Origin of the sequence: Bradyrhizobium cajani (assembly GCF_009759665.1) — a bacterium.
In the GTDB taxonomy this organism is placed as follows: Bacteria; Pseudomonadota; Alphaproteobacteria; order Rhizobiales; family Xanthobacteraceae; genus Bradyrhizobium; species Bradyrhizobium cajani.
The window spans coordinates 148,459-168,474 of the sequence record NZ_WQNE01000007.1; the positions used below are offsets into that span (position 1 = coordinate 148,459).

Below are 20,016 nucleotides of genomic sequence, written 5' to 3' on the forward strand. Positions count from 1 at the left end.
TTGGTCTTTCAGCCCATCGGTGACTACTGCCCAATGGGCAACCGCCGCATCGGCGAACGTGGCGTAAACGGGAAAAGTCGTTTTAGACCCCCCACGATCTGTTCCGATGCGAGCCCCAGCTCGACTAAAACTGGTCGAATTTCTATTGCTTTCCATGCCACGCCCATAGCGCCCTTCCATTCAATGGTTCGCATTTCGGACGCCATGGATGTCCATTGTTCCCGCTATGCCTAGGGTAGCCGTCGTGGCGTGACGACGTTTCGTTTATGGTTGGGTGTGAAATTGAGTGGTGCCGTCTCCGGCATCATGAGCATGGCAAAGAGCCCGGCCGCGCTAGCGAAAAGCATGTACCAGGCGGGCACGAGTGCACTCCCGGTAAGGTGGATCAGCCAGGTGACGATTGGTTGAGCTGTGCCTCCGAAAATCGCTATCGCAAAAGGGTAGATCGTCGCGAAGGCGCCACCACGAATGTTCCTCGGCAGCCCTTCGGCCATGCTCACGTAGAAGGCGCTATACGGAATCGTTCCGATCAGGGTGAGGGCGCCGAGACCTCCTAGAAGTGCGAAGGCACTGCGGCTCTCTGCAATCCACAAGAACACCGGATAGGTCATCAGCAATGCAGTGATCTGCGGCCATATCATGATGCGACGACGGCCTGCGCGGTCGGCGAGCAGGCCGCCCAGCAGTGCTGCAACAATCCCGACCGCATTGCTGATGAGCGTGGTACCAAAGGCGAGCGGCGCGGAAACGTGGAGGGTGTTCAAGGCGTAGGTGGTCATATATCCCGTTACATAAGTAGTGATCGTGCAGCTGGTCAAAATGACAAATCCCAAGCTCATGATGCGGCGATTGGAATGCGCTTGCCCTCCAGGCTGGGTGACCAGGACGTGCGTCTCGGGCCGGTGCAACGTTTCGGGTAAGACGCTTCGCAACCAAAGTCCAAACGGCAACGTAGCGGCGCCGAGCAACAGCGCGATCCGCCATCCGTACGCATTGAGCGCTTCGCTTGTCATGCTGAGCGAGAGTATTTCTCCAACCAACGCTCCGGCCGTCGCAGCTATCTGTTGGCTCGCGGGCTGAAAGGAGACAGCAAGACCACGCGCGTCAGCGGGAGCTGCTTCCATCAAGTAGGCGGTCGTCGGCCCCACTTCACCTCCGAGAGCAAAGCCTTGCAGCAAGCGTGCGAAGACGACCAGTGACGGAGCGGCAAGTCCTATTGTCTCATACGATGGCGTGATAGCTAACAATAGGACCGCGGCACTCATCATGGCAAAGCTGGCGGTCATCGCGGGCCGCCGGCCGGCCCGATCCGAATACGAGCCGAGTACGATGGCCCCGATTGGTCTGGTCACAAAACCTGCGCCGAAGGTTGCGAGTGACAGCATGAGGCTAGCGAACGAGTCGGTTGCCGGGAAGAACGCTTGGCCGATCTGTATCGCGAAAAAGCTGTAGGTCCCGAAGTCGTAGAATTCGAGAACATTGCCGATGGTTCCGCCCAACACGGCGCGACTCGTCAAGCGTTCGTCTGCGGGATCGAGGACCGGCTCCAGCCCCTCTCGAGTAGATTGCCTCGACATCCTCAACCTAATCTGAAGCGCGATCTCTGCCCAAATATTTGGCCAGGTAGGTCGCACTGTTGCATTGCTCTGCCCGCTCCCGTCTCACACGGCCATTTCGCCAAGCAATATGTTGCTGAGGCGTGTCACGACGAAGCTCACCGTAACGTCTGCAATAAAAATGCCTGCCTCTCCGCCACCATTTAGCCCTTGATCTGATCGCTGGCATGGGCGGCAAAGACAATTCACGAACCTGCTGCATTCGTCCGGTGGCTGCAGACTTTTGCGCTGCTGCGGCGAGTGTGCGACAAAATTGACGGGCGTCGCACACGACTGACGACGACTCGAGCCATTCCGCCTCGGCCAGGTTGCGTCCGCTCCCTAAGGAGTTAATGGGCTAGGCCCTTCATCGCCAAGGCGCTTGCCGCCGCTTAGCGCGCCTGCGGCGTTTTCTCGCGCCTGATCACCACTTATCGGTGCTCCACCTGCGGCCACGGCCGGGTCGCCAGCGAGCGGGCGACCGTCTGCTCAGGGGCCGCCGCATCTGGAGACAATCAAGACCCAGACCGTCCGTCATCCGTGCGTTCGGAGCCGCCCGCCGTGCATCTCAGCTATCTCCGGCGCGAGGGCGTCCTGGGGACGGGGACAAGGCGCGGGGCCCCGACGCCGACGATGCCGATGTCAAGTCGTTCCGTGAGCGCTGACAAAGTTTCAGGGGCGTACATCTTGGTCAACCACTTGAGGAGCTGTTAACGCAAATCAGTGACGCCACACAACGCGGGGGCTACCGTTCGTGTGCCCGGAGGGGCGAGCACGAATACGGCCTACGTTTCATCCCCACGGACCGTTGGAAAGAGAATTCACTCGTCTCCCTGAATAAGGAAAATCGTCGTAATTCGTGCGCGCGGTGTCGAACTCGCCGCTGAAAGTCAATAGCAGCGAGGACAAATTGGGCCCTTCGTATTGGCTCACCCGAGGATGTAGCATCCGCTCGACCGATGTAGCTCCGGCTGTCGGTCCGAAGTTCCATGATGGCGCGCAGGATCAGAGGCACTGGGGACGTCGCGAACTCCCATTACACGCGGTGCCATCCGCAGTCCCGGGACCACCGGCACGACCGCACCTGAATGATCGTCTCGGCTGCTTTGCGTCTGAGCAATTTCGTTCTTCATCCAATCAGGTGAGCAGTTCGCTCCGCGGTTGCCGGACCCTCACGTAGGTCGCGCTCTCGTCCGTTTTCGCGCTGGTGCGGCTACGGTTAGCGGCCAGTGCATAGGCTCGAAGTGTAAGCCAGAACGACTGGTCGAGAGCAGAGATCGAAATGCACGCGTTCGATGCAAGGCTGGATCTGGCCGCGGTCCGCATCGCCTGGACCTCCTAACCAGCTTCACCGCCAGGTGAATGCAATGCACGACGCAGACCTGCGTGCCGATTGGGAGGTCAGGCGGAACGAGATTTGGCTCGCAGATGATCGCATCAGGCGTGGCAGATGTGGTCGCGGGTTTGTCTCCCTTCTTCGACCTTTGTCAGCTTCTCGAAAGCCAGCCTCTTTAACACTCAAGCTTGGCCTCTCGATGACGAAGCCGCCAATGTCTAAATTCGTGACGAACTTCAGCTCACTCCATGGGGAGATCTTCAAGAGGCCTTTGTTCTCATAATAGAAAGGAGAGCTTTATGGATCCGAACCGAATCGACAATGCCCGTTCACCAGAATCACCAACGGCCCACGTCTGGACACAAGAAGATCATGATTTGTTCAGTCAGATCATGAATGAAGCGGGACCATCATCATCTGCCGCACCAGAGGAAGCGGTAGATGTCTCATTCGCCGCTCCCCCGAGATTCTCACACGGTTCGCAAATCGCCCCTGAGTTCATGGTCGAGAGGCTGTTCCACCAAGGTCTCTTGCCGGACTCGGACCAGCCGACGATGACCTATGAAATCCGAGGTCACCGCTACACGGCCGGTTTGGATGGGTCCAATCGCGTTCTTCTTTTTCATAACCCTGCGGAGGACCAAGTGGTTGCGGCCGGCCGGGCGGGGCTACCGGAATTCGGAGCTTTCTGGACGGAGCGCCGGCGCTTCGGAACGCCGCTACCACAGCAATGGGCCACACCTGCCCTGATGGACAAGCTGCGCGAAGAAGGTTTCATGCCGACCGAAAGTAACCCGACAACAATCCAGCTTAACGGACGGGCCTACAAAGCCGAATTAGCCGAAGGAGGGTTCGTTAAGCTTACGCGGGTATGAGACGCAACCCGACGGTGAAGCGATCGCGCCGGACTGGAGCCCCGCGGTCACTTCGGTTGTCCTTACCCGGATAGACAATTCACCGCTCAGCAAGTGGATTGCTCGCGCCGCCAGTGGGTTCGCATCATCGGACCCACCGGCAGCCCACGAGATTCACGGCCATTCTGGCCATTTCGTCTGGGTGGTGCCTACGTGTCATTCGGGCTGCAATATAACCCGTATTGCCTAACCTGAGGATGTTACTTTCCCTTGAGTGATGTAGCTACTGCCGTCGACCAGTCCGAGGTTGCACCGTGGCACGCAGGAGCGGAGGACTGGGCCCATTACACGCGGCCAGCGCCGTACCTCTAGCCGTGCGCGGCTTTGCGTCTGAGCGATCCCAACAAGCGCTGCACGATGGTGTGCTTGCGGCGGGCCGAGCTGTCCGGTGTTGCTCAGCGAGGCGGAGACTTGCCAGCGCTCAGGAAGGGCTACTCGGCCGCCGACCAGCGCTCGATGTCGGCTGGGTTCGCGCAAATTGGGCGGCGAAACCGGTAGCCGTGCAAGGTATACGCGGGAGCGGCGTAGGCGGTGCCGGTGCGAGCCTAACATAGCCTTGTGCGCGCGGAGGTATTCTCAGGGAGGTGGAAGCAAAGGTTACATATCTGCAATGATCGTCGCAAGTGGCTCAGTCGCTTTGCGTAGCAGTGAGATTGGGCGAGCTTATTGGATCGCGATCCTGTCAATTGGCGCTACCAGATCTGGGCGTTTTGCAAGCACTGCCTCCTCCGTAGGATCACAGCAAAGCCGCATGTACATAGGCGTGCGCAAACAGCTTCGAACCGCGGAAGAAGGCGCCATGACGAACATCAATCTCACCTCCCCATCTATTGCAGCTGCACGCGGCGGACAGCGAGCCATCACCGAACAAAAAGTGTTCAAATGGAGAGTGCTGGCCCCGAGACCTCGAGGTTTCCAGATAATACTAGGCATGAAGCCGATGGCGCGGATGGCTGTAGCAAGAAGGCGCGCGCTCGCCATGTACGATCTCGACCGGTGCTGCGCAATCTGGTGGCTCTATCGTCTCCATTTCGGGTTCACCGGCGACGTGATGTTGGGGCTCGCCGCGGTCACGGTTGCTCAGAAGAGATCCCGCTGCGGAATATAGCAATCGTGGCGTCTAGCGCCTTCCATACAGGCTCGGCCCACCGAACCTACCGCAGGTTACGCGTTTGGCTGGCGGACAAACGCGTTGCTGAACGCCAATCGCCTCGAGTCTCTCCCGGCCAACAGGCCGCAAATGACGTCGAGTACCGGCGGCCTGCGTGGGCGCCGATGGTGCCAGCCAACGCGATCAGCAGGCCGCGAAGATCGGACTTGTGCTCGCACTTCACACCTAAAGTCGAAACTTTCGGCGGACGATGCTGCCCGCAGCGCCGAGTTGTGAGTGGCCGAGCGGTGGCGCAAGCGATCATCGAGGATTTACCTACTGCGGCGATGAGCAAGGCGGCCGCTGCGCAACATGCCGCCCTTAGTAAGAACCGATTGTCAGGTTTGAGACGGACGTCCAAAAGTCGACACTTACATGGTTGGAACGACTGGAGAACCTCCAATTTTCAAGCGGCACGCTGCTTGCTCCACCGAAAGCCAGCGGACGCAATTCCCGCATGCCCGCGCTTTGAAGCCGAGTATGCATCCTCCGATGCTTCCACTCACCTAGCAAGACGCTCAAGTCCGGCTGGCCAACTTTAGGACTACTCCCATGAAGAATTCGCTTTTTCTCGCAGCGTCGCTATCCATGAGCTGTTTGATGGCCGCGGGACTGTCCCAGACGCTAGGGCCTGCGACCGGAGCCGAGGATCCTTTTCTTTGGCTTGAGGAGATCGAAGGGTCGCGCGCATTGGCTTGGGCTCACACCCAGAACGACAAGACATTCAGTGCGCTCCAATCCGATCCACGTTACCAGCGCTTCTACGGCGATGCGCTCTACATTCTTCAGGCCAAGGACCGGATTCCGTACGTCTCATTGGGACGGCGCGGTCTCGATAATTTCTGGCAGGACGAGAACCAGGTGCGCGGAGTCTTGCGGCGTACGACGCTTGAAAGCTATCGCACCCAGAGCCCTCAATGGGAGACCATCCTCGACGTGGATGCTCTCGCTGACGCGGACAAGAAGAACTGGGTTCTTAAAGGGGTGAGCTGCCTCCCGCCCGAAGAGCGCCTATGCTTGCTCAACCTGTCCGAGGGCGGAAAGGACGCTGTGTTCGTCCGGGAGTTCGACGCAGTCGCCAAAACCTTCGTCACGAACGGCTTCGCACTTCCCGAGGGAAAACAGGAGGTCACTTGGGTAGACAGCGACACGGTCCTCATTGCACGAGATTGGGGCGAAGGGACCATCACGCAAGCCGGTTACCCTTTCGTTGTGAAGGAGCTCAAGCGCGCTCAGTCGCTCGTGGAATCGCACGAGGTCTTCCGGGGCGAGCCGACCGATGTCGGGGCCACACCATTCGTGCTGCGCGATAGTGAGGGCACGGTCCATGCGACCGGCGCCGTCCGCAGCATCAGTGCGTTCGAGCACGAGTATGTTCTCTTTGGGTTCAAGCCGACTAAGCTCAATCTGCCAAAGAAGGCGACCATCGGGGGTATCGCGAGTGGTCGCCTGCTGGTGACGCTAAACGAAGACTGGACGCCACCGTCCGGCGACACCTCCTTCTCAGCCGGCTCGATCATCTCGTATGACCTGGCCGAATGGAAGCAGGATCCGCTGCGCGCCAGACCCACGCTCGTTTTCAAGCCTGGGCCTCGACAAGCACTGAGCGGATTCACCGCCACAAGAAACTTGTTAATCCTAACGATTCTCGACAATGTTCAGAGTAGGGCGTTCGTCTACAAGTACCATCAGGGCGCCTGGCAGGCCACGCCGATCCCGCTTCCAGAGAATGCGAGTGTCGGTCTGGCTGCGGCATCGCATGAAACGGACGAGGCGATGTTCACCGTCTCCAGCTTTCTTAGCCCGACGATGCTCTGGTACTTCGACGCTGCAACCGAACGCCTTGAGACGCTGAAGGCGACACCTCCTAGGTTCGACGCCTCGAGACTTGTCGTCGAACAGTTTGAGGCAATCTCGCGCGATGGCACCCGCATTCCTTACTTTCTGCTACGCCCCAAGAGCGCAAGGTTTGACGGATCAACTCCAACGCTTCTCTATGGCTACGGTGGGTTTCAGACTCCGCTCATCCCCTCTTACCTGGGCCTCACTGGACGACTCTGGCTCGAGCAGGGCAACGCGTATGTTGTTGCGAACCTGCGTGGCGGGGGTGAGTTCGGGCCCCAATGGCACCAGACTGCCCAAGGAGCAACCAAGCAGCGCACATGGGATGATTTTATCGCCGTCGCGGAGGACTTGATCCGGCGCAAAATCACTTCTCCCCGCCGGCTGGGCGTAGTCGGCGGTAGCCAAGGAGGCCTCCTGGTAGGGACAGCAATCACCCAACGACCCGAGCTCTTCAACGCGGCCATCTTACAGGTTCCGCTGTTCGACATGGTTCGGTTCACCGAGCTGGGCGCCGGAGCCTCCTGGATCGGCGAATATGGCGATCCCACCATTCCCGAACAGCGCAAATGGCTCGAGGCCTACTCGCCCTATCAGAGGTTGGTGCCAGGCACGACCTACCCGTCCCCCTTTATTCTCACGTCCACCAAGGACGACCGCGTGCATCCAGCGCATGGCCGCAAGGCAGCGGCGAGGCTCGCTGCGTTGGGCCAACCGTACCTCTACTATGAGAATATCGACGGGAGCCATAGCGCCGCCGCCAACCTCATTGAACAGGCACGCCGAATCTCTTTGGAATATACTTATGCATCCCAGCGGCTCGTCGATGAGTGATGTCGAGGACTGCGATCTACTTCAATGATGACGCTTGGCGGACGACGTTATCGGCGGCGGCGCCAGCAAGCCCGTCTTTGCTCATTCTCAGCAGACTTAGTATCTCCCTGGAGGTGAATCCGAGCGATCAGCCACCCCTTAGTCTCGCCTATCAGTCCGGGTAGGTGACTCAAGGCCGATTTCTCGTTACGTTAATACCCACGAGGCATTTCGTGTGACCAGCCCTCGCGGCATACCGGCGCGCCAGCCTCTCGATCCCGTGGCTAACTTCATTGGCGGTGCGGACGCGGATAGCGATAGCGCCGTTCTCGTCAAGTCCCCTCGATAGGCACCAAGTCGCTGATTTCCGTCTAGTGCTGACCGGCGTTATGTCGCTCAGTCGTGCGATGCTGTATTTCTCTCGTATCAGCGAGCCAAAAGTGTGCAATCCTCATCTTGCTCGCTTTTTCGTCAATCCGCAGGATTCCCCGGTTGAAGGCTCACTGCAATTCCACGAATGCATTCCGGCAATCGACCGATACGCGGAGTGCGAAGAACATGGCAGTACAATATGCACGGCGGAGGTATGGGCGGCTCAAAGCACCGAATTCGCAATTTTGACGCCACAGCGAGACCTGCCCGCTAACTGTGGAGTATCTACGATGGTACGGTCCGCAACCGACAATGTGTCACCGATCAGCAGCCTGAACCGTCCGGCTGATCCTGCAGTCGTGACGATGTTTGAGTGATTGCAGGAATTTCCATGGCAGATTGAGCGGGTATTGATAGCCCACACGTACTATTGACCGACTGCGCAAAGGCCTGTCAGCTTGCGGTAAGCTATCACAGATACAGAGTCCTTTGGGGTTAACGGGATATGGCAGGGACAGCGCTATTGCTCCAGATCGATCAGCGCCGAGTCATCTTTCCGCTAGTCTCAACGGCAGTGCGGATGTGGTACGGACTAGTTGGCCTGGTTTCAGCCCCCGGGTCCGGTTAGCACCGAGCCGCGCCCGCACTGTTTTACATCTCGCTCCGACCGATCGTGGTGGCCATCTCCACAAGCTTCGCAGGTACTCTGGCGAAGGTCGGTACACCACCTGAAAAGGTGAGGGCCACGTATTCCATTTCTGCCGCGACGTGCGCAATAAATGGCATTGGACCCTACATGCCAGGAGAGCCACCTGAATCGCGAGTTTGGCCGCAAGCGCTTCGGCGATGAAGGCTATGCCATGGAAGAGTTGGTCGCATTATCTTGACGGTCTGCACCGACTCTCAGTGTCTTGCCACGTCGATGCAATAGGACTGACGGAGGCGATAGGTCGTGTCTCCACTTGGGGTGTAGCTCGGTAGAGCAAAGCCGTCCGCACGCGCGCCATCCATAGCACCGTAGCGGGCGGCGGACTTCCTGTATCGGTTTCACTAAAAATTCCGCCGCGACCTGAGCCGCGGCGCCTTGTTCTCCCTGAGAACCGGCATCGCGAGTAAGGTCGACTTTAAATATCGGAGTAGTTGTGCGCCTTATCCACGGGCCAGGGTTGTGGGCTCTACCTGGCCGGTAGAGGTGAATCACCGAAGCATGGGTTGCAGCCACGCATCGAGCGGGGAGGGGCAGCATGGCTCGCAACGTCATCATCTTCTCAGACCCGCCCCGACGTGGCGCCGTCATTCGCGATAGACGCAAACGCCTCAAGTTAGACCAGTCGACACTGGCCAAGCCGGATTGCGTTAGCCGTCAATGGGTGATCGACGTCGAGCACGGTCATCCCGCGCAGAGGTGGCCCTTCTTCTTCGTGCTCTCGACGTTCTCGGCATCCCGGTGGACGCCAACAGTGGAGCGCCTACCAGCCGCGGGTCTACCTCCGCAGTTGATATCAACGCCATCGTCACCAAGGCCAAGAAAAGGCAAGACATGATGGCCGAGCTCATTGCACTCTTGGATGGCACCGAAGTCGGTCGCGTCCGCAGTGACGCGCGCGGCCGGCTGACCTTCGTCTATGAGAATGCATGGCGCAACGCGGAGGGGGCCTGTCCCCTGTCGCTTTCCATGCCGCTTGCCGCCGAGGAGCACGGTCCAGCCACTGTTCAGGCCTTCTTGTGGAGCTGCATCCTGACAACGAGCAGGTGCTCAAGCGCTGGGCCAAGAAATTTCAGGTATCGGCGCAACGTGTTTGCCCTCATCTCTAACGTCGGCGAGAATTGCGCCGGGGCCATCCAATTCGTCACGCCTGACCGATTGCAGGCTCTGAAAACAGGCAAAGACGACAAGATCGAATGGCTGGATAAGCCGGAAATTGCAAACCGGCTTCGAGTCTTGCGAGAGGATCACGCTGCCTGGCGTCTGCCCCGCGACACGGGTCAATTCTGTCTTGCAGGCGGCCAGCCGAAAACCGCGCTTGTCCTCAAAGACAACAAATGGGGCATTCCGTCCGGGCGTATACCGACCACCCACATTTTGAAACCACTGACGGGCGATTTCGATGGTCACGCCGACAATGAGCATAACTGCCTGCAGCTCGCACGCGAACTCGGGCTGCCAGCCGCTGAAACCAAGGTGATGCGCTTCGAACAGGAAATCGCGATCGTGGTTGAACGTTACGATCGGCAGGTCAGCGGGAACGACATCATCCGCGTTCATCAGGAAGATATCTGTCAGGCCATGGGCATCCCGCCGACCAAGAAATACCAAAACGTGGGCGGACCAACGCCTGCCGATGTGGTCGAGCTCTTGCGTACCTACTCGACAGACCGCGAGGCCGACCTTGAGACGTTCGTCAGCGCTTTGGTCTTCAACTGGCTCATTGGAGGCTCTGATGCTCACGCCAAGCACTATTCATTGCTTCGGGCCAGCGGTCCTCTCGTGCGTCTCGCCCCCCTTTACGACATCGCCAGCATTCTTCCTTATGACCACGTCGATCAGCGCAAGATCAAACTCGCCATGAAAGTCGGGGGTGAATACAAGCTCGATCAAATTGGCTTGCGTCAGTGGGAAAAATTTGCGCGCGAGACGAATCTTCAGTGGTTCAGGGGGGGCGGATTATGTTTGTAAGTATCACCAGAGACCAAAGATCTTGCTGTAATGCGCTCGATGAGTTCGGCATATCGAGCCTGTCAAATCCGATCGCGTCGCCCATCGGACAGCCCATACCGTGTTGATCGCCAGCTGAGTGCATGCAAACCGTAACTCGGACGAGCATGAGGCGGCGCAGCAACGGCTTAGTCAGCGTAGCGATGAGCACATCCGCATCAACAAGATGAGGCAGCTTCTTCCTCCATCATCGCGGCGCTCTGCTCCGGGTTGCCTTGCGATCGCCTGGGTTGAGGATTACAGCTTGACTTCACTAGGATTGGGCGAGGGCAGACTAGTTCGCGGGAGTTCTGCTTGATCGCTATGAAGTTGCTGGGCACCTACACTGCCTCGCCCGCCGGCACTGTGGGATCTCCAAATGTTGAACGCCGCTACAACTGCGCTATCACGGTTGGTCCTCGGTGAGATCTGCGTGAGCCTCTCCCGGCACGAGACGGGCGATCGCGTTGATGTCACGTCGAAAATTCTGGAGGTGCCAGCATAGGTGAGACGAGGCCCGATCGACTGAAACAAATCGGTCGCGAAGCGCTTTACAATGCCTCGATAGCGGCACCCCTTCAGTATCACGCAGGCCTCCCAGAACGTCCATGATGTTGGCCGCGCACGGTGTTCGTCACGCGGAGCTAAACGAATGTAACGGTCGTACATTTTGCCTGCTAGCGGGTCCGCAGAAACATGCCGAAGCGCGCCTATAAGAGGCTTGCTGCCGGGGGGAAAGTAGCAGGAAAGCTGCGCCAAGGTTTGACGACGTTCGAGGACCCCCCTGACCGCGGGGCCGTACCGTTCGGCCGTCTTATTGCTTGCGCCTTCGTGTACCCACGGTCCCGCTCAACTTTGGTCGCGCCGCAGGCACCAGTCACCCTGAATCCTCTTTCCGGCGCTAGCCTGCGGAGCGACCCCGGCAATCTGCCATTGACTAAGATCAAAGGGTGCAATTCAGATCCTGTATCGTCTGGTGAACTTAATGGAGGCAAGAGGTCTCATGCGCTACCTTCTCCTTATCGGAGTGCTCGCACTTTCCATCCTCGTCGGCTCAGGATCGCGTTCGACGGCTGGTTCGCGGGCTCATTCGTACGCGCCACCGGTACGCCAGGACGTCTATTGTCTGCAAGGACGCAGTTGGGGATATCCGGGCAATTGCCAGTTCTCGACCTACGACCAGTGCATGGCTACTGCATCAGGTACATACGCCTATTGCAGCATCAATCCGACCTATGCTTTCGGGCAGCAACGAAGACAATCGCGCTGATGTGAAGCGGAATTGCTGGTAAGCCAAGCGGCGGATTTGAAACATTTGCCCGGGCAGGCTCCTGTTGCGTTCGTTCGCCTCACCTTTTCTGCGCTCGCCTTTTCTCCGATGCCGGCCAGGCCCGCGGATATCTAAAGCCCTGTGCTTCTCCGCCACAGACAAATGAGGAGTATAACAGCCGTTCGAGGCAGTGCCTGAGCCGACATTCATCAAGACAGCCCTCCAAGAAGCCGAAAATTATCGGGCGATCTGTCCTAACATTAGTGGGCCGGCTGCGGCTCTCGATTTGGCCCGGCGGCCGCAGCAGATTGGCGACGGGTCGCCCTGTGCGGTGAGCCAGGGCGGCCCCACTGCTCTGATTGGCTGCCCGAGTATTGATGCACTCGGCCACTAAGGCCAATTCCGAGCAGAAATACGGCCCCGAAGCCTTTACAAGCGCCGCTATCCTGCTTGTTGCAATGCTACATCGCCAAACATCCTCCTAAGGGAAACCGGCCATTGGTTAGACCACGATATTTCCCTGTCGCGGCGGTGCTCTTTTGGGGCGCTCTCGGGTGCCTTTTCTACTCTCTTTGGAAGTTGCCGTTCTAATCGTCGCGCTGCCTGGTCTCACGCAATTTCATTCCGAATCGGCGCTCTCGCAATATTACCGGGTATTTTCAGTCTTGCGCCGGCCCGAAGTCGCTCGCCAGGAATTGCTCGTGGGTCCATTGCTTCAGCGCATCGTCGTTGAGTACCGAGTTGACCAAGGCGTTCCAATTCTCACCTGCCTCTCTCCATTTCGTTTTTCGGTCCGGAAGGTTACGCAGCAACCGAAATGCACTCGTTGCGAACTTGCTTGCCTCTTTCCCTTCAGCAGCCTCGCGGATCACGTCTTTGAACAATTGTTCGGGAAAGGTCCACCCGGCGGCTGTAAAGCGGTCGGCAAACATGTATTCGAACGAGGCGCGAAACACGACCGCGGCTAGCGCATCCTCATATTCCGTGCCTGCGCTGCGCAGGTCGAACCATTGCAGCAGTCTTCGAACGGCTGCAGCAGGCGAAAACTGGCAGTCTCCCAGCGTAAGAGATACGAACATATACGCGATGTCTGATTGAAGTTCCTCGTCCAGGGACACGAACCAACGTTTGATTGCTTCAATAGGAGTCATGTGACAATTGCTATGAAAACGCGAGAACACAGGATGCGCCTCCGCTCTGGCGCGCTTGATCACGTAGCGCACCGCTCTCAACCAGCCGACTGCCGGCAGGGGCAGTAGTCCAGGATTCCCTGCTTCTCTGCTGTAAGACATCGACGATGGTGCCCGCCGCAATTCGATGGCACGTCGTGGTTGGCTACAAAATAATGCGTTCTTAACAGAAGAGAAGTATCAAGCAACGGTGTAGGGTCCTACCTCGTGCAAAATGAACGCATCTCGGTCAGTTGTCCTCACATTAGACGGTGAAATCATTCTTTACTCAACCGAGAACGACGCGACGAGCTGTCGAGGATAGCCGATAGCGCTCTGGGCCGCGCTCGTAGAACACCGCGCCTCCAAATGCCGCAGAGTTATCGCTTATCATCGTCTGACGGAAGAAGATGCAGAAACCATTGCTAGAGTAGACGTAATCGCTGCGTTGGAGCTTCTGTCGGCGCATGGCTCCTTCAGCATGCGCACAGCCATAGCTTGGAGCACCGAATTTGATCACTGGGCACCGGCCCGAGCTGTGTTGCAGAGCTGCATGTTAAATCCAAGCTCCCAATCCAGGATTTGGGTGCTCGTTGGCGGCGAGTCGGTTCGTGGGCTCAAGTTGTTGACCGGCTAGGCGTCCCGCAGCTGCTGCTCTCTTGAAGGTTCTTGCATCTTTAACGCGGCGTGCAGGCGAGCCTTTTCCAGCCGCTGCCTGACTCCGCTAAGGCAACTAGCCAGCTTTGCAAAGTCCGTAATATCGAGATAACCAGCAACAAACTCATCGAGTTCTTCCTGCTGCGCCGCGATGCTCGCAAGTTGTCTGCGAGCGCTATCGGTTAGCGACAGGTTGACGATTCGTGCATCGTTCGCGCAGCGCTTCCGTCGCACAAATCGCTTATCCTCAAGCTCTTTCGAATGCCTCGTAATGAAGGCGGACTCAACCTTCATCAACTTTGCAACCACGTTGACCGGAACTCCGCCGTCCTTTTCCAAGTCGATCAACGCCATCAAGATCATCATTTGTGGTGCAGCAATGCCCAGCGCATGCGCTTGGAAAGAACGAAGGTCGTCCAGACACACATTAATGGCTCTGATCTCCCACGTGAATCGCCTGAGCACATCCTGACTCGCGACAGGGCTCTTTCCGAGCCGTCTTTTCAATCCTGGCAGCTTAGACGGCATCAGATTTCAGGGAGCCTCCATCCTAAAACTATTCCGGGCGAGCAGAGCGCAGTTGGCGGGGGACTACATATGCCCCTACTTCGAAGCGTAGAATCTCGGGTCAATAAGCAATCCCACCAACTCGCTTCTGTGCCAACCCTCTTTGCAGACACGTCCGGTGCCGAAGCTGCCTAGGTGCAAAGCAGCTTCACACACTCACCCTGGTGAATTCACTCAAAATACAACTCTCATATGCAGAATCCGGGCTTCATGACCTGCTTTTGCGCGCGATTGCAGCGTCTGACGTCCTGAACGTCGCGAGTCCGCTCCAAAAGCGACACTGCTCCGCCGCGCGATTGGATGGCGAGAATTTTTAGGTTGTCGAGAACTGCTCACGCAATCACTAGAACAACGCGTACGGCGCAGGATCAACCTGTCGGAGCCGGCTCCAGGCTTGGAAAGCAGGAGCTGGAGATCGGCAATAGCTCCTTATTCCACGATAAGTCACACCCTGGATCGAAAGACAAGTAATCGCAAGTCAGTTCTTCACCAGGTTGTACGTCACGGGCTGTGAAAATTCTGCAATGATCGTCTTGATATGTGTTTGGATGACTGCTGTGATTCATGAAGCGAGCGTTGTCAGCATTATACTCTACGACGCCGTCATTAACCTTGTGGTCTCTCGGATAGGCATGCTTATCAAGTAGAGCTTGAAATGTCGGAGCTAGAGCTTCGTATTGTTCGCGCGTCACCGCAATGTCAACGATCGGGTTGTGAATCCAAAGTAGCGCGCCTTTAGGCAAACGAGTCGCAGAGAAAAGTCCAATACCGCCAAACTGGTCTGGCTTCAAAACAGTTTCAACAATCAACATCGAAGAAATCTCCCAAAGTCACTAACACCGAGCAAGCTAACTGACGTGAGCTGCGAAATCTCCTGCACGAATTGGTAGGATCGTCTATCCGCGCCTTCCGAGTTCCTAGGGATTCGTTTCGGCTGCTTGGTCCGGATCGCCCTCCGCGGCACCGCCATCGTGGTGATGCTGGAAGGGGCTGCAGGTCGGTGGGATTCCGGGCAAAGATCCGCGCCGATCAAGGAGGCGAGTGATCGTGACCTGGGGACTCTCAGCGCGGCGGCACGCCGGACTTTCTCGCGACCCTGCAAGCCGCCGACAAGGCCTTCATCAAGACCTTCAAGAGCAGGGGCCTAATGCGTCAATGCCCATTCGTTCCTATGCCTTGCCAGAAAGGAAGTGGAGACATCGGCAGAATGACGAGCCGCCCCTGAGGGGTCGGCAGTCACCTCCGATTTTTCTGTACTATCAACTCGCCGCAACCAGCCGCAACGTGATCACGCTGTTCACAAACAGGAAGGGGCCATGGCTGTTCGGCTCAACAAGGAGCCGCTAAGCGTTGGCGCCCGCAAGTTCGTTGGGGCCGGCAGTGCTTATCCGCACCGCCCTGAGCCCCACTGAGCTCGCAAGAGTCGCTTAAGCAAGCTATGGTCCATCACCATGTCCGCTACCTGAGCTGTCTGGAGCGGCCCCTGACGTAGCGGCTATCGCTGGTGTCTACATCTGTGGATGGTGGATGAGCCGAACGTCGTTCGGTCCTCTCGGCCCCAAGAGGGCCGTGTAACGCTCGCCGCGAATGTCGTATTGCTTCATCGGCTGCGCTGCGTCCGGCAAGAGGCCCCAGCGGCCGAGCCTCGAGATCATCGTGATCGGGGCGGGTTGTGTGCCGTGCGAAAAGCCCTCAGGAACGGCGAATGATGCGGCGTAGATCTAGCGGGCCGCGGGCGGCGTCGTCTCAGCTCTGACGGACGCCGGAGCGGCTTGCTCCATCATCTGTGCAAGCAGTGCTGGCGAGGGCCGATTCGCCCCCTGTGCGCTCGGCTGCGAAACGCTATCTAGTGGAGATCCGAAATGAATGGGTGCGCCTGACAGATTGAGAGGAGAACCGCCCCTCATCGCCGCCGCGGGCACGAACAGCGCCGTGAAGCTGAAGCGGTCGTTATGAACTATGAAAGGAGCGGGTGGGGTGTCCTGGCTCGGCGGGACGCTGCTACCCTCATGCGCGCCTGACGTGCGCTGGTCGTCCTGCCACGAGTTAAAGGAACGAACGGCCGCTCCTGAATCCACGGCGCGGTCATGACGCTCGGTTGGCTCGAGAGACGACGATGAGTTGGCATTTTCCAGCATCGCCCGCAGCAGATCCTGAACGCAGTCTTCCTCAGGAATGGTCAACGGACCGCTGACCCGAAACGGTGTGCCGGCCTCTTCAATCAGCTCGCGAGCGGCTGAATTGCTAGGCTCGCTGTGCTGGTGCTCAATGGCATCGGGTTGCGTCTGGCTTAGTGTCCTCTGCCTCTTCGCAGGCCTCAACTGGCCGGTGTAGTCCTCACCCATCAGGGTAGCGGCGTCCTCGCGTCCGGTGACTGCATGTTCGGGATGAGAACCGTCGGCCCTCTGGTACTCAAGTCCGAAGGTCTCGGCGAGTCTAAGGCCTTCTTCCGACAGATGAGGATAGTAGGGATCAGCAGAAACAGGATCCTCTGCGATCGCAGAGGTGCCAACTTGCGGCACTTGATCCAAGTACGGCTCAAAATCCGCTTGCTGCTGTTGCCCCTGCGGCACCGCGGCGCTGTAAGCAGAGAACTCTGGGGCGAATGGGTTGATGGTGTTAAATGGGTCCATGTCCGCCCCCGGTTCGAGTGTGTCGCTCTCGCTCTATTAGGACCAGCTGTCGACAAGCTGACGCACTCAGAGAATTCGGTGAGCAAAATAGGCCTGCCCGATCACCACACTTCGGTCGAAAAACGCGCAAGATGCCGGATTACGCTTTAAGTGGCCCGCCTTGCGGCATTTCGCGGTATCCTGCTGGATCAAGGCCGGCCTGAACTAAAAACAGTTCAGACCTTTGCCGGCCATAGCAGTCTTTAGGTCTAGGACCGGTACGGCCATCTGTTCAAATCGGACGACCACAAGACTCGCTGGACATGCTCGCGAAAAGTCCATTGAGTCAAAGGCATAAGGGGTCTTCGGATCGCTCATCGATATGTCGCACTGGGCGGCGGCTTTCAGCGGGTGTCTGATCCGCGTGAGTACCTATCTCAAGCGGATCGATCGCAATGATCAAACGCTCATGAACATGGTGAGCGGCTCGGCAACGGCGACGTGTTCAAGCAACTTGGCTTTCTTGCGTAGCGACGTTCGGACGGCGTATCATTTGCCGAACTGTGCCGCACACGGCGCACGGCAGGAAATGCGAAGCTTGATCCCACGCTGGATTTCACGCCTCGTCTCAAGATGGCGGCTCTTCATTCCGTCGACCTGGGTTCGCGGAGGCAGACATTGATCGGCAAGCGCGCAATTCTTGCTGTCGCAGGACAGACCTCGCCCGTTCCGCATGTTGTCGAAAAGACTGCGTTCTCGGCTGATTTATCGCCGGCGTCCGCGTGCATGAGGAACTCGCCGAAGGCTAGTTCTTCAAGGGCGGTACCTGTCTGAAAACATGCTTAGTCGGAACCTATGCTTTTCCGAGGATCTGGATTTTAGGTTGCGCAATGAAGCGCACCTCGGCGAAGCATTCTTAAAGCGGGTTTCGCCGAGGTGGCGCCTGCGTCTATGATGAAAGCGGCATTGTGGTCCCGGTGGATCAGCAAGAATTCGAACTCTTCCGCCGCAAGCTCTCATGAAAGCAAGATCAGCTACAAGGGGCCCGTTTCACGACCCCTCCACTTACGCGAAACAAACTTGGTTTGACGGCTGACGAACGCATCCTCTTGCGGCCGGTGCCCGTCGATATCTTTCACCCTTATTCCGATATGCTTGAAGACGGCGTCAAGGTCCTGGCCTACGACTACTTGAGGCGTTCGCGTAAACCTCAACGCTTTGGCCGAGCGAACGCGCCCGCGCGATCTCTACGATCTCGTGAATCTTTGAACCGCCGGTCGAGCAGACAGAGTGTTGTCTCGATCGAGCGACCCCCCTTAAGGGTGTGATTAATATTCTCAGGCTGATCGCCTGCCTCTTCTATTGCGAGGCAGGGATTATGGTGGCCGCCTCGCGACGTAACGGAAGGAATCGAATTAGAAGCTTTCACCCGTTCCGTCGGCGTAAGATAATCTGGACTTCGGCCGGCGCCTTCCCAACTGCAAGCGCGTCGAGATCAGATATATTCACTCGACTTCGTGGTATTCGGCCCGGTCGAAATCCGAGCCGAACAGCGCTGCTGCGGCGTCGTAGAGCGCGACGGTATTGACGGTTGACTGCATGGCGTACCAGGCGCGCAATGCCTCGATCGCCGATGCATGGGCTAGCAACTATCGCGACGGGGTTTGGCAATCGAGCACCTCCAGCTTGGGCGCCCCCCGCTTCGTGCCGCTCTCGATGTTCCGGTCGATTGTCATTTCTCTGCCTTCGCCGTCCTAGTTGGTCCGCCAGACTCTATGCGCTCGCTACCAGGCTGCCAGTCTGCGCCGTGTTGACGGATCATTTCGCGATGGGACCGTTTGACGAAGGCGCGCTCGGCGCAAAAGCCGGCGGTAACTGAAGCGGCTACCGCTAGGCCGCAGGCGACGTAGTCATCCAGCAAACTCCAAATTATGTTACTGCCGGCGACGGTGACAAAAGTGAGTGCCATGACAGTATTGCGAAATGCTTTAAGCATGCTTGTTCCCCCAGCCGATCGGCGAAGGATGCTAACATTGCAACCAGGACGTTCTGCGGCGTTTGAGGGGCATGATCGTGCGTATTTCTGCTAGATCAGCTTGTAGTTGCGCGCGATCTCGCGCGCGGCTAGACGGCACTCAGCGGTGCGCCAGTTCGCGAGAGGAGGTCCTTCGCCGGCTTTAACTGCACGACAAAGCCTCCGGACGGGACGGAATTGGACAAAACTACAGGCTAATCTGCTGAAATCCTGCAATCTGAAGCTGCTGACTAAACGATCATAGCGCGCGAATCGCGCTAATATCGTGAGAGCAATGATGTTTTCGCGCGGCGTGTAGCGATGATATCGAGGCGCGAACGCAGCGCGGGCGTCCAAAGTTCCCATGAGTCATCAAGGCCGGTGATGATGCGCGAGCAACGAATCCCATTCCGAATTTTATATGACGGCGAGTGCTTCATCTGCTCTCGAACTGTGAGTGGCATCAGAAAGTTGCGTCAGACGGTTGCTGTCCCTGGGTTTGGCGTCGAGGTGGACTTGGCCGTTTATAGTGAAAACAACGCTCATCCAATCTCGAGCATGGAGAACGCGGCCATCCATATCGCTATCCAGATGGTTGCGCGCGCCAGCCATGCTCGTATTGCGCGGCGCCGCGCCGCCCCAGGCGCATAGTTGTCTTTTGCGATGCTACCGTGGCCGCCAATGGTCAAGGGATGCGGCTTTTTGAATCTGCGCGAAGTTGGGCTTGGGATTTTTGAGAGCTACCGAGGCCCAGCCATATTCGTTGTGCATTTCTTTTCCGAAGCGCCCTTCGAGCGCATCGCACCGTGCGGTCATTCCTTGATTCCTGGGCGGTAAACGGTGTGATGTTCACGCGTGCGGCATGGTCATTTAGCTGCTTGGCAGCACGCAAGGATGCTAACAGAGAGATGGCTGGTTAGGGTGAGAAACCTCTTGATCCTGTGTTGTCATACAAGTCATCCTTGGTGAAACGCGCACCTTGTCCCATCGGAACGCCGCATGCAGCGCAG

General features: G+C 57.8%; 11 protein-coding genes. 5 read left to right on the forward strand and 6 right to left on the reverse strand.

What is annotated here, in order from left to right:
- Positions 1 to 230 precede the first annotated feature (230 nt).
- Positions 231 to 1,577 carry a citrate-proton symporter gene (locus GPL20_RS11705; protein ID WP_157329650.1) on the reverse strand — a complete coding sequence of 449 codons (1,347 nt, stop codon included), beginning with the start codon at positions 1,575 to 1,577 and terminating at the stop codon, positions 231 to 233.
- A gap of 1,653 nt (positions 1,578 to 3,230) precedes the next feature.
- Between GPL20_RS11705 and GPL20_RS11710 the strand changes: the two genes are divergently transcribed.
- The 5 genes from GPL20_RS11710 to GPL20_RS11735 all read left to right on the forward strand — a co-directional run bounded on the left by GPL20_RS11710 (position 3,231) and on the right by GPL20_RS11735 (position 11,987).
- A complete protein-coding gene (locus tag GPL20_RS11710) occupies positions 3,231 to 3,806 on the forward strand; it encodes a hypothetical protein (RefSeq protein WP_157329651.1) in 576 nt (191 codons plus the stop codon).
- Between the two features lie 838 nt (positions 3,807 to 4,644).
- Positions 4,645 to 4,953: a hypothetical protein gene (locus GPL20_RS11715; RefSeq protein WP_157329652.1), complete on the forward strand. Its 309-nt coding sequence runs from the start codon at positions 4,645 to 4,647 to the stop codon at positions 4,951 to 4,953.
- 594 nt (positions 4,954 to 5,547) lie between these two features.
- Positions 5,548 to 7,671: a prolyl oligopeptidase family serine peptidase gene (locus GPL20_RS11720; RefSeq protein ID WP_157329653.1), complete on the forward strand. Its 2,124-nt coding sequence runs from the start codon at positions 5,548 to 5,550 to the stop codon at positions 7,669 to 7,671.
- Positions 7,672 to 9,427: 1,756 nt separating this feature from the next.
- Positions 9,428 to 10,699: a HipA domain-containing protein gene (locus GPL20_RS11730; protein ID WP_254124919.1), complete on the forward strand. Its 1,272-nt coding sequence runs from the start codon at positions 9,428 to 9,430 to the stop codon at positions 10,697 to 10,699.
- A 1,021-nt stretch (positions 10,700 to 11,720) separates the two neighbouring features.
- Positions 11,721 to 11,987 carry a DUF3551 domain-containing protein gene (locus GPL20_RS11735; RefSeq protein ID WP_157329654.1) on the forward strand — a complete coding sequence of 89 codons (267 nt, stop codon included), beginning with the start codon at positions 11,721 to 11,723 and terminating at the stop codon, positions 11,985 to 11,987.
- A 659-nt stretch (positions 11,988 to 12,646) separates the two neighbouring features.
- Here GPL20_RS11735 and GPL20_RS11740 read toward each other — a convergent pair.
- The 5 genes from GPL20_RS11740 to GPL20_RS11760 all read right to left on the reverse strand — a co-directional run bounded on the left by GPL20_RS11740 (position 12,647) and on the right by GPL20_RS11760 (position 18,641).
- On the reverse strand, positions 12,647 to 13,279 hold the full coding sequence (locus tag GPL20_RS11740; protein WP_246250361.1) for a hypothetical protein: 633 nt from the start codon (positions 13,277 to 13,279) through the stop codon (positions 12,647 to 12,649).
- 510 nt (positions 13,280 to 13,789) lie between these two features.
- Positions 13,790 to 14,341, reverse strand: a complete 552-nt coding sequence (locus GPL20_RS11745; protein ID WP_100233348.1) for a MarR family transcriptional regulator — start codon at positions 14,339 to 14,341, stop codon at positions 13,790 to 13,792.
- 407 nt (positions 14,342 to 14,748) lie between these two features.
- Entirely contained in the window at positions 14,749 to 15,192 is a 444-nt protein-coding gene (locus tag GPL20_RS11750) for an SET domain-containing protein (RefSeq protein WP_100233349.1), read from the reverse strand.
- Between the two features lie 909 nt (positions 15,193 to 16,101).
- Positions 16,102 to 17,013, reverse strand: a complete 912-nt coding sequence (locus tag GPL20_RS11755) for a hypothetical protein (protein ID WP_246250364.1) — start codon at positions 17,011 to 17,013, stop codon at positions 16,102 to 16,104.
- Positions 17,014 to 18,497: 1,484 nt separating this feature from the next.
- The gene (locus GPL20_RS11760) at positions 18,498 to 18,641 is read right to left on the reverse strand and encodes a hypothetical protein (protein WP_157329655.1); all 144 of its coding nucleotides are present in this window, start codon (positions 18,639 to 18,641) and stop codon (positions 18,498 to 18,500) included.
- Positions 18,642 to 20,016 lie beyond the last annotated feature (1,375 nt).

Bases quoted from the DNA above. Each gene is read 5' to 3' on its own strand.
- GPL20_RS11705 (WP_157329650.1), bottom strand. From the start codon at position 1,577: ATGTCGAGGCAATCTACTCGAGAGGGGCTGGAGCCGGTCCTCGATCCC.
- GPL20_RS11710 (WP_157329651.1), top strand. From the start codon at position 3,231: ATGGATCCGAACCGAATCGACAATGCCCGTTCACCAGAATCACCAACG.
- GPL20_RS11715 (WP_157329652.1), top strand. From the start codon at position 4,645: ATGACGAACATCAATCTCACCTCCCCATCTATTGCAGCTGCACGCGGC.
- GPL20_RS11720 (WP_157329653.1), top strand. From the start codon at position 5,548: ATGAAGAATTCGCTTTTTCTCGCAGCGTCGCTATCCATGAGCTGTTTG.
- GPL20_RS11735 (WP_157329654.1), top strand. From the start codon at position 11,721: ATGCGCTACCTTCTCCTTATCGGAGTGCTCGCACTTTCCATCCTCGTC.
- GPL20_RS11740 (WP_246250361.1), bottom strand. From the start codon at position 13,279: ATGTCTTACAGCAGAGAAGCAGGGAATCCTGGACTACTGCCCCTGCCG.
- GPL20_RS11745 (WP_100233348.1), bottom strand. From the start codon at position 14,341: ATGCCGTCTAAGCTGCCAGGATTGAAAAGACGGCTCGGAAAGAGCCCT.
- GPL20_RS11750 (WP_100233349.1), bottom strand. From the start codon at position 15,192: ATGTTGATTGTTGAAACTGTTTTGAAGCCAGACCAGTTTGGCGGTATT.
- GPL20_RS11755 (WP_246250364.1), bottom strand. From the start codon at position 17,013: ATGGACCCATTTAACACCATCAACCCATTCGCCCCAGAGTTCTCTGCT.